The sequence below is a fragment of the Flavobacterium cheniae genome (assembly GCF_004363695.1).
GTDB classification, from domain to species: Bacteria; Bacteroidota; Bacteroidia; order Flavobacteriales; family Flavobacteriaceae; genus Flavobacterium; species Flavobacterium cheniae.
Genome location: NZ_SNZC01000004.1, coordinates 222,705 through 231,745, shown reverse-complemented (window position 1 = coordinate 231,745; position 9,041 = coordinate 222,705). Strand labels below are relative to the sequence as shown.

Here is a 9,041-nt window from a genome sequence, read left to right as displayed (position 1 = left end):
CGTGTCATTCTTTTTTTGTTCGCCTCTCATTCGATTAGCGGGTGCAAAAGTACAACTCTTTTTTAATCTGGCAAGCTTTTTTGAAAAAATTTTTTATTTATTTTTTCCTGACCACTTACTCAATATTTTTAAGAACTTGTACATCCCAATTCTTTCGTTTCGGGTCGGCAAAGATACTACCTTTACTTTTTATTATCCAAATCTTTTTTCAACTTTTTTAAAGTTTTTTTTGATTTGTTTAATCTTACAGTTTATGTATGAACTTCTGCTCTAATGCGGGTGCAAAAGTAGAAATCTTTTCCGTAACCACAAGCCTTTTCCAATCTTTTTTTGTTCTTTTTTTTGATACTTTTCTTAACTCTCTGATAACAAGGATTTAATATTAAAAGTTTTTTTTAGAGGTTTGTCGCAAGGAACACAATGGTGGCGCAATGGTCGCGAAGGGGATTGTTAAACACATAAGTCATATAAACATTTTGATACTTATATATAATGGTGAAAAGTTCATAAAAGGAAGATAACTCCCCCTTTATCTCTCTTCGAAGGGAAAATTTCTTCTACATATATATAGTAGTATGTTTTTCGCTGCGCTCAAAACAATGCTTACCGAACAGGAGATTTAGTTTCGCGGGATTGGAATAGTCTTCTGGAATGCAAAGCGTCTTGGCTAGCCCCGATGGGAGTGGAAATCCTTTTTGCTTTTTGTTGCCTTCGAGAACCTCAGGCAACAAAAAGCAAAAAGATTGTAGCGGACAGCGGGACTGTGAGTCTTTATGGAATGCGGAATGTGTGCTTCTGAAAATTAATCGAAACGTATTGCTTTTACTGGTGAGATTTTGGTAATAATATAAGACGGAATCAATAATACCAACAAACAAACTATTACGGTTCCAATATTTAATAATGCGATGTGAAGTAAATTGATACTTACTGGCGCTTCGTTTACGTAGTAGTTTTCGGGATTAAGTTGAATAACTCCGAAGAATTTTTGAACTAGCAATAAAGAAATCGCAATTAAATTCCCCCAAAACAAACCTCGAGCGATTAAATAGAAAGCGTTGTAAAGGAATATTTTTCGGACATTCCAATTGTTAGCACCCATGGCTTTTAGAATTCCGATCATTTGGGTGCGTTCTAAAATTAGGACTAATAATGCGACTACCATATTGATGGTGGCTACGACAATCATTACGATTAGAATAACCAAAATGTTGAAATCGAACAATTTTAGCCATTCGAAAATGCTATAATACTTTTCTTCAATGGTGATACTATTATAAGTAGGCGGAATTTCTTTGTAGACTTCCTCGCCTTTTTCTTTAATTTTTGAGAAATCATCTACGAAAACTTCAAATGCACCAACTTCTGTTGGTTGCCATTTATTGATGAGTTGCACGTGGCGAATATCACCTATTATATAAGTAGCATCGAATTCTTGAAAACCTGAATTGAAAATTCCGGTGATTAGGAAGTTTCTTTTATTTGGCAGTTTTCCGTTTTCTTTCATGAAAAAGGTTAGAAACTTATCGCCTACTTTTAAATGAAGACGTTTTGCTAAGTATTCCGAAATCAAAACTTCGGTATTGAGCTCAGATTTTAGATTTGGAATTTTACCATCGACCAAATATTCTTCTAAATTGGTGAAATTATAATCTTTACCGACACCTTTATATATGATTCCTTCGAATGCTTTTTCTGTGCGAATGATTCCAGCTTTGCTTGCAACCGCTTGCACATGACTGATGCCTTCTACATTTTTGAATTTGGGATAAAAACTTTGATTGATAGAAATCGGTTCAGTAGTGACTTGTGATTGATTGTCATCAAAATTAGAAATAATAATGTGTCCGTTGAAAGCCGAAACTTTTTCGCGAATTTTATCTTGAAGCCCAACACCTGTAGCCACAGCCATAATCATCATAATAATTCCGATGGCAATTGCCGTAATCGCAATTTTTATAATTGGCGAAGAAATACTACTTTTATAACTTTTAGCAGCAATTAGTCTTTTGGCTATGAAATATTCTAAATTCAAGGTTTTTATGACATCTAAATTATTTTTCAAAAGTACATTATTATTTTTTTCTTTACTAATCGTTTCGTGCGGAAGTAGCAAAAAGGCTATTCCGCAACTAAAACCGAGTACTGACAATGTAACTTTGAGTTCCACTTCAACAGATGTCACTTTTAAAACAGGTGCCGAAAACTTTGAAAGTTATTTGCCTTTATTAAAAGATAAACGAGTTGGGATTGTTACGAATCAGACAGGAATTCTTTCAAAAGAGAAGCATTTAGTTGATTTCTTAATCGAACAAAACATCAATCTTCAGAAAATTTATGCACCTGAGCACGGTTTTAGAGGAACCGCTGATGCTGGCGAATTAATCGTTGATGGAAAAGACACGAAAACAAGTTTGCCGATTATTTCCCTTTACGGAAACAACAAAAAGCCAAAACCCGAGCAATTAGAAGGAATTGATATCTTGGTTTTTGATTTACAAGATGTTGGCGCGCGATTTTACACTTATATATCGTCATTGCATTATGTGATGGAAGCTTGTGCGGAAAATAATATTCCACTTTTAGTTTTAGACCGACCAAATCCAAATGGAACTATTGTTGATGGTCCAATTTTAGAGAAGGACCATAAGAGTTTTGTTGGGATGCATGAAATTCCAGTTTTGCATGGGATGACGATTGGCGAATATGCAAAAATGATTAATGGCGAAAAATGGTTAAAAGATAGTTTGCAATGTGACTTAAAAGTAGCACCTTGTTTGAACTATTCGCATGACATGAAATATAGCTTACCTGTGAAACCTTCTCCAAACTTACCTAACGATCAATCGATTAATTTGTATGCGAGTTTGTGCTTTTTTGAAGGCACGAATGTAAGCTTAGGTCGTGGTACTGAAAAACAATTCCAAATTTACGGTTCGCCTTTTTTACCTGAAAGCGAATTTGATTTTAGCTTTACTCCTAAACCAAATTTTGGCGCGAAAGATCCAGTTCACAATGGAAAAGTGTGCTTTGGAGAAGATTTAACCGAAATTAGAAAAGTACACCGACTAGAATTAAAATGGTTATTGAAAGCTTACCAAAATACAACAGACAAAACCGATTTCTTCAACGATTTCTTCACCAAATTAGCCGGAACTAAAAAATTACGCGAACAAATTGAAGCCGGAATGACCGAAAAAGAAATTAGAAAAACTTGGCAAGAAGGTTTGGAGCAGTTTAAGGAAATTAGAGGGAAGTATTTGATTTATGAATAGAAGAAAATAGAGAAAAGATGAAAGAGAAAAGACTATTACTTTTACTTCTATTAACATTTATAGGTTGTTCAAGAGAAAACGGAACTATCTCAATTGATAATTGGAATAATCAAATAATTTCCAAATTAGATAAGACAGATTCTTTAATCCGCAATAAAGAAGAATTAAAGAAAAACATTGATTTTCTTCTAGAATTCAGAAAAGATATCTCTAAAGAAATTGACAAATTAAAATCTAAAGAAGAATTTTCAAATTTTGTTATTTACGAAAATTATAATTGTGAGTTTAATCAAAAAGACACTATTCAAACCAACATACCATTTACCAAAAATAAGTTTTATTACAACATATTAATTATTTCCGACAAAGAAAATTATTCATATGAATTGAGAGGATTCTCAGGAAATAAAAATCTAAAATTCAACAAACTAAGAATCGAAAATAAAGATGAATACTTAGAACATTTAAATCCAGAAAATATTGGAATTAAAAAGACAAATTATCTTTTGAATGATTTTTCTATTATTTCAAAAATTACAAATAATGAAAACAACTTAGATGCGGAAGTTATCGCTACAAGTTTGAACTAAACTTGTGAGATTCCTAACGGAATGACAAGATTGCGAAAAAACTGAACACTTTCAACTGAACACTGAACACTTTCTAAAGAGGCAACTTCTCCTTCATTTTCTCCACAATATTAAACGCTGCTGGACAAATCGCTACGTTTAGTAACGTTAAATCGGTGATTTGATTGAATTTTTTTCTGTCGGTGTGAGGGAATTCTCGGCAGGCTTTAGGGCGGACATCGTAGATGAAGCATTTGTTGTCACTATCTAAAAACGTACACGGAACACTTTTCAACACATAATCTTGGTCTTCATCAATGCGAAGATATTGGTCGATAAACTGTTGTGGTTTTTGACGCAAACTTTTGGAAATTCGTTCAATATCGGCCGAAGTAAATAACGGTCCAGTTGTTTTGCAACAATTGGCACACTCCAAACAATCCGTTTTTTTGAATTCAGCATCGTGTAAATCTTGCATTACATAATCCAAATTCTTGGGAGTTTTCTTTTTTAGCTTGTCAAAATACTTTTTGGTTTCGATATGCGTATCTTTGGCAAGTTTTCCGAGTTCGTTTAAATTTGGCTTTAGCATGAATTAATTTGTTTCAAGTTTCAGGTTTCAAGTTAAGTCACTTTATGTTTTTTATATACGAAAACTGATTGAAGGCAAAGTTAAGAACTTGAAACTAAAAAAACTTGAAACTTTAAACAAAATAACCTGAAACTAAAAAAACCTGAAACTTTAAACAAAAAAAATGAAAGACCTTTTCGGAAAAGCCATTTTAGACTATCAAACCAATAATTCTCCCGAAGATATAATCACCGAAACTTCTATTTCGGAAGCAGATGAAATGAGCGTTGCCTATTTGTTTCGTGATTTTAAAGAGATGCCAAAACTGGAACAAAAAGCATTACAATTAGCAAAAGGAAAAGTGTTAGATATTGGTTGCGGTGCAGGAAGTCATGCTTTGTATTTACAAGAAAAAGGTTTTGATGTTACTGCAATTGATATTTCTGAAAATGCCATTAAAGCTTGTGAATTAAGAGGTTTGAAAAACTGTAAAGTTTCGGATGTTTTGGATTTAGATACTTCTGAAAAATTCGACACCATTTTACTTTTAATGAATGGAACCGGAATTTTCGGAAAAATGAATCAGATTCCAAAGTTTTTGCAAAAATTGAAATCGCTTTTAAATGAAGGCGGACAAATTTTAATTGATAGTTCGGACTTAATTTACATGTACGACCAAGACGAAGATGGCGCTTACGAAGTTCCTGCTAATGGTTATTATGGTGAATTAACGTTCACTATTCAGTATAAAGGAGAAACGGAAGATACCTTCGATTGGTTATATTTGGATTATAATACACTACAAAATGCCGCAATTGCAAATGGTTTAGAATGTGAATTGATTTTAGAAGGGAAACATTTTGATTATTTAGCGAAGCTAACTTTATAAAACAAAAAATCCCAAAACTAATGATTTGGGATTTTTTGTTTATTTAAATGTCAAAGGCATTTTAAGATTAAAGCTAACAGCTTTTCCTGCTCTTGAAGCAGGCTCCCATTTTGGTGCTTTTCTTAAAACACGTATTAACTCCATCGATGAATTATCTCCTAATTCTCTAATAATTTTGATGTTTTTAACTTCTCCTTTTTCGTTAACAGTAAACTCAAAAACAATTTGACCTTTCTTTTCAATTGTACTTGTGTCAAAATTTTGAATGATATAATCATAAAATTTATCAATTCCACCATTTTGAAATTTGGCTTCAATAAAATCACCTCCTAAATACACTTCATCTTCTCCACCTAATTGTGAAAAACTTAGATTAGAAAACAAAACAAATACAGCTAATACTAAAAACTTCTTCATATAATTTAAGGAATATTCAAATATTTATGGGTTTGTAACGAAACTCTCCATTTCGGATTGTTCATTACATAATCAACTATTAAAGGTGTCATTTCTTCTTTTTTGCTCCATTCCGGTTGTAAAAACAAAATCGCGTTTGGATTTACCTTTGCTGCTTGTTCTTCGGCAAAAATAAAATCGTGCTTGTTGTAAATAATTACTTTTAACTCGTTAGCAATATCGTAAGCACTTTGAACGGGTAATTTATTTTTCTTTGGTGATAAACAAAACCAATCCCAAGTTCCCGAAACTTCATATGCTCCTGAAGTTTCAATATGTACTTTTAAATTTTGAGCTTTTAGTTTAGAAGTCAATAACGTCATATCCCAAGTCAAAGGTTCTCCACCAGTTACTACAACTGTGTCAGCGTATTTTTTGGCATTGGCAACAATAATATCGGTATTGGTTGGTGGATGCAATTCAGCATTCCAACTTTCTTTGACATCACACCAATGACAACCTACATCGCAACCGCCAATTCGTATAAAATAAGCAGCTGTTCCTGTATGATATCCTTCGCCTTGTATCGTGTAAAACTCCTCCATTAAAGGCAACATTTCGCCTTTTTCAACCGCTAACTGTGTTTCTTTTTGTAACATCTTAAAACTAAAATAGTGGGCAAAGATACAACTTGGAAGTTAGAATTTAGAAATAAGAAGTTAGAAATTAATTTTCGAGTTGAAGTTGTTCTTGAAATTTCGTCCGATTTTACTACATTTGAAATTCAAAATACATCAAAATGAGCAAGACAGAAGATTTTATCAAACATATAACGGAAGGATATACTTGTAAAGGAGAATTCATTACATTAGGCGGAGGAATTTTAGATGGCGAAGCAGTTCCAAACACGCATGTGAAAATTCCTTTAAAAACCTTAAATCGCCATGGATTAATTGCTGGCGCAACAGGAACAGGAAAAACTAAAACCATTCAAGTACTATCGGAACAATTATCGCTAAATGGAATTCCTGTTTTGATGATGGATATTAAAGGAGATTTCTCAGGAATTGCAATGCCTGGAGAAGAAAAATCGTTTATTACAGAACGTCATGGAAAAATCACACTTCCATATGAAACTAAAGCTTTTCCGGTGGAATTAATGACAATTTCAGAACAAAATGGGGTTCGATTACGTGCTACGGTTTCTGAATTTGGACCTGTTTTATTCTCTCGAATTTTAGATTTAAATGATACGCAATCTGGCGTAGTTTCTATCATTTTTAAATATTGTGATGATAATAGTCTGCCATTATTGGATTTAAAAGATTTCAAAAAAGTACTTAATTACGCAACCGAAGAAGGAAAAGCCGAATTTGAAGCCGAATACGGAAGAATTTCAACCAGTTCAACAGGTTCGATTTTGAGAAAAATCATCGAATTAGAACAACAAGGTGCAGAATTATTCTTTGGTGAAAAATCATTCGACATCCAAGATTTAATGCGAGTTGACGAAAACGGAAATGGTTATGTCAACATCATGCGTTTAACCGATATTCAAGACAAACCAAAATTATTCTCAACTTTCATGTTGAGTTTGTTAGCCGAAATTTACAACACCATGCCTGAACAAGGTGACGCTGGTCGACCAGAATTAGTGATTTTCATTGATGAAGCGCATTTGATTTTTGACGAAGCCAGTAAAGCCTTATTAAATCAAATTGAAACGATTGTGAAATTGATTCGTTCGAAAGGAATTGGAGTTTATTTCATTACGCAAAATCCGATGGATGTTCCAACAGGCGTTTTGGCGCAATTAGGTTTAAAAATTCAGCATGCGTTGAGAGCTTTCACGGCAAATGACAGAAAAGCAATTAAAATGACAGCTGAAAATTATCCAGATACTGATTTTTATGAAACCGATGAAGTTTTAACTTCGTTAGGAATTGGAGAAGCTTTTGTAACAGCATTAAGCGAAAAAGGAACACCAACGCCATTAGTGGCTACTATGATGCGAGCGCCAATGAGTCGAATGGATGTTTTAACTGAAAGTGAAATTGAAGTTAGTATTGCAAAATCGAAACTAGCGAAGAAATATAATGAGGTTTTAGATCGTGAAAGTGCTTACGAATTATTAAACAAAAAAATTGCCGAAGCACAAGAAGTTGCAGCCGAACAAGAAGCAGAAAAACCAACCCGAAAAGCAAAAGAAGAACCAAGTACGACAGAAGTTATTGGGAAATCAATTACCAAAGTGGTGACAAGTGCGAGTTTTATTCGAGGTGCTTTTGGTTTGCTGATGAAGATGTTTAAACGTTAATGAAAGGGATTGTTACCATAGGATTACTTATACTTTCTAATGTTTTTATGACATTAGCTTGGTATGGTCATCTAAAATTTAAAGAATTAAAGTGGTTTGAAAACGCAGGATTAACCACCATTGTTTTAATCAGTTGGGGATTAGCCTTGTTTGAATATTTCTTTCAAGTTCCTGCGAATAAAATTGGTTACGAAGGCAATGGTGGTCCGTTTTCATTAATGCAATTAAAAGTAATTCAAGAAGTAATCACTTTAGTAATCTTTGTGATTTTCTCGATGGTTTTCTTTAAGAACGAAACTTTCAAATGGAATCACGCAGTAGGATTTTGTTTTTTAGTTTTAGCGGTTTATTTTATTTTTAAGAAGTAATGAAAATTATATATAAAATCACTTATCCAAACGGGAAAATTTATATAGGAAAAGATTTAACGAACAGCATTAACTATTTTGGAAGCGCAAATAGTAGATTAATAGAAAAAGATTTTACTGATGAAGAGCGAGATGACTTTACTATTAGAAGACAAATTATTTGGAAATCTGAAATAGCTTCTGATAAAGAAGTAAATGAAAAAGAGGTTGAATTTATTATTAAATATAACTCTAACAATCCTGAAATTGGTTATAATCAATGGCCAAAATTTAAAAACACTAATCCATGAAAAAATATTTTATTCAAAAGTCGCCATTCGTAGTTCCAACAACTGATGGAAAATTAATTGAAGAATATCACGGATTGGCAACTACAAACAATTCAGCGATTTCGATTGCTCATATGATTGCGCCACCAGGTTGGAGCGAGCCTTTTCAAACTCCTGAATTTGATGAATATACGTATATCATTAAAGGGAAAAAGCAATTCATTATTGAAGATGAAACAGTAGTTTTAGAAACAGGCCAATCCATTAAAATTGAGAAAAATACACGTGTTCAATATTCAAATCCGTTTGATGAACCATGTGAATATTTGGCGATTTGTACGCCAGCTTTTAGTATGGATGCTGTAAATAGAGAAGAATAAAAAAAGA

11 protein-coding genes are annotated in these 9,041 nt (G+C 33.0%); 7 read left to right on the top strand and 4 right to left on the bottom strand.

All coding sequences use genetic code 11. From position 1 onward, the window contains the following. Nucleotides 1-802 precede the first annotated feature (802 nt). Nucleotides 803-2,035: an ABC transporter permease gene (locus C8D80_RS11330; protein ID WP_133610486.1), complete on the bottom strand. Its 1,233-nt coding sequence runs from the start codon at nt 2,033-2,035 to the stop codon at nt 803-805. Between the two features lie 7 nt (nt 2,036-2,042). Here C8D80_RS11330 and C8D80_RS11325 point away from each other — a divergent pair, with 7 nt between their 5' ends. After that, nucleotides 2,043-3,275, top strand: coding sequence for an exo-beta-N-acetylmuramidase NamZ family protein (locus C8D80_RS11325; protein ID WP_133610464.1), 1,233 nt, complete (start codon nt 2,043-2,045; stop codon nt 3,273-3,275). Between the two features lie 17 nt (nt 3,276-3,292). Beyond that, complete coding sequence (locus C8D80_RS11320; protein ID WP_133610462.1) at nt 3,293-3,865, top strand: hypothetical protein; 573 nt, start codon at nt 3,293-3,295, stop codon at nt 3,863-3,865. A 73-nt stretch (nt 3,866-3,938) separates the two neighbouring features. Here C8D80_RS11320 and C8D80_RS11315 read toward each other — a convergent pair whose 3' ends face one another. After that, nucleotides 3,939-4,436: a YkgJ family cysteine cluster protein gene (locus C8D80_RS11315; protein WP_133610460.1), complete on the bottom strand. Its 498-nt coding sequence runs from the start codon at nt 4,434-4,436 to the stop codon at nt 3,939-3,941. A 163-nt stretch (nt 4,437-4,599) separates the two neighbouring features. Between C8D80_RS11315 and C8D80_RS11310 the strand changes: the two genes are divergently transcribed. Next, a complete protein-coding gene (locus tag C8D80_RS11310) occupies nt 4,600-5,304 on the top strand; it encodes a class I SAM-dependent methyltransferase (RefSeq protein ID WP_133610458.1) in 705 nt (234 codons plus the stop codon). 39 nt (nt 5,305-5,343) lie between these two features. On the opposite strand, the gene C8D80_RS11305 is transcribed toward C8D80_RS11310, so the two are convergent. Together C8D80_RS11305 and C8D80_RS11300 are read right to left on the bottom strand one after the other, a co-directional pair. Beyond that, the gene (locus tag C8D80_RS11305; RefSeq protein WP_133610456.1) at nt 5,344-5,721 is read right to left on the bottom strand and encodes an energy transducer TonB; all 378 of its coding nucleotides are present in this window, start codon (nt 5,719-5,721) and stop codon (nt 5,344-5,346) included. 5 nt (nt 5,722-5,726) lie between these two features. Then, the gene (locus C8D80_RS11300) at nt 5,727-6,359 is read right to left on the bottom strand and encodes a 7-carboxy-7-deazaguanine synthase QueE (protein WP_133610454.1); all 633 of its coding nucleotides are present in this window, start codon (nt 6,357-6,359) and stop codon (nt 5,727-5,729) included. Nucleotides 6,360-6,499: 140 nt separating this feature from the next. Here C8D80_RS11300 and C8D80_RS11295 point away from each other — a divergent pair, with 140 nt between their 5' ends. From C8D80_RS11295 to C8D80_RS11280, 4 genes are read left to right on the top strand one after another with little or no spacing between them, the layout of a single operon-like run. Then, nucleotides 6,500-8,017 (top strand): helicase HerA-like domain-containing protein, encoded by a 1,518-nt coding sequence (locus tag C8D80_RS11295; protein ID WP_133610452.1) that lies wholly within the window; start codon nt 6,500-6,502, stop codon nt 8,015-8,017. After that, on the top strand, nt 8,017-8,385 hold the full coding sequence (locus tag C8D80_RS11290) for a DMT family protein (RefSeq protein ID WP_133610450.1): 369 nt from the start codon (nt 8,017-8,019) through the stop codon (nt 8,383-8,385). Before C8D80_RS11295 ends, C8D80_RS11290 begins: the two co-directional genes overlap by 1 nt. Beyond that, on the top strand, nt 8,385-8,675 hold the full coding sequence (locus C8D80_RS11285; protein WP_133610448.1) for a GIY-YIG nuclease family protein: 291 nt from the start codon (nt 8,385-8,387) through the stop codon (nt 8,673-8,675). The genes C8D80_RS11290 and C8D80_RS11285 overlap by 1 nt, the downstream gene beginning before the upstream one ends. Further along, complete coding sequence (locus tag C8D80_RS11280; RefSeq protein WP_133610446.1) at nt 8,672-9,034, top strand: cupin domain-containing protein; 363 nt, start codon at nt 8,672-8,674, stop codon at nt 9,032-9,034. The genes C8D80_RS11285 and C8D80_RS11280 overlap by 4 nt, the downstream gene beginning before the upstream one ends. The last annotated feature ends 7 nt before the right edge of the window (nt 9,035-9,041 follow it).

Bases quoted from the DNA above. Each gene is read 5' to 3' on its own strand.
- C8D80_RS11320 (WP_133610462.1), top strand. From the start codon at position 3,293: ATGAAAGAGAAAAGACTATTACTTTTACTTCTATTAACATTTATAGGT.
- C8D80_RS11280 (WP_133610446.1), top strand. From the start codon at position 8,672: ATGAAAAAATATTTTATTCAAAAGTCGCCATTCGTAGTTCCAACAACT.
- C8D80_RS11325 (WP_133610464.1), top strand. From the start codon at position 2,043: ATGACATCTAAATTATTTTTCAAAAGTACATTATTATTTTTTTCTTTA.
- C8D80_RS11295 (WP_133610452.1), top strand. From the start codon at position 6,500: ATGAGCAAGACAGAAGATTTTATCAAACATATAACGGAAGGATATACT.
- C8D80_RS11310 (WP_133610458.1), top strand. From the start codon at position 4,600: ATGAAAGACCTTTTCGGAAAAGCCATTTTAGACTATCAAACCAATAAT.
- C8D80_RS11290 (WP_133610450.1), top strand. From the start codon at position 8,017: ATGAAAGGGATTGTTACCATAGGATTACTTATACTTTCTAATGTTTTT.
- C8D80_RS11315 (WP_133610460.1), bottom strand. From the start codon at position 4,436: ATGCTAAAGCCAAATTTAAACGAACTCGGAAAACTTGCCAAAGATACG.
- C8D80_RS11305 (WP_133610456.1), bottom strand. From the start codon at position 5,721: ATGAAGAAGTTTTTAGTATTAGCTGTATTTGTTTTGTTTTCTAATCTA.
- C8D80_RS11285 (WP_133610448.1), top strand. From the start codon at position 8,385: ATGAAAATTATATATAAAATCACTTATCCAAACGGGAAAATTTATATA.
- C8D80_RS11300 (WP_133610454.1), bottom strand. From the start codon at position 6,359: ATGTTACAAAAAGAAACACAGTTAGCGGTTGAAAAAGGCGAAATGTTG.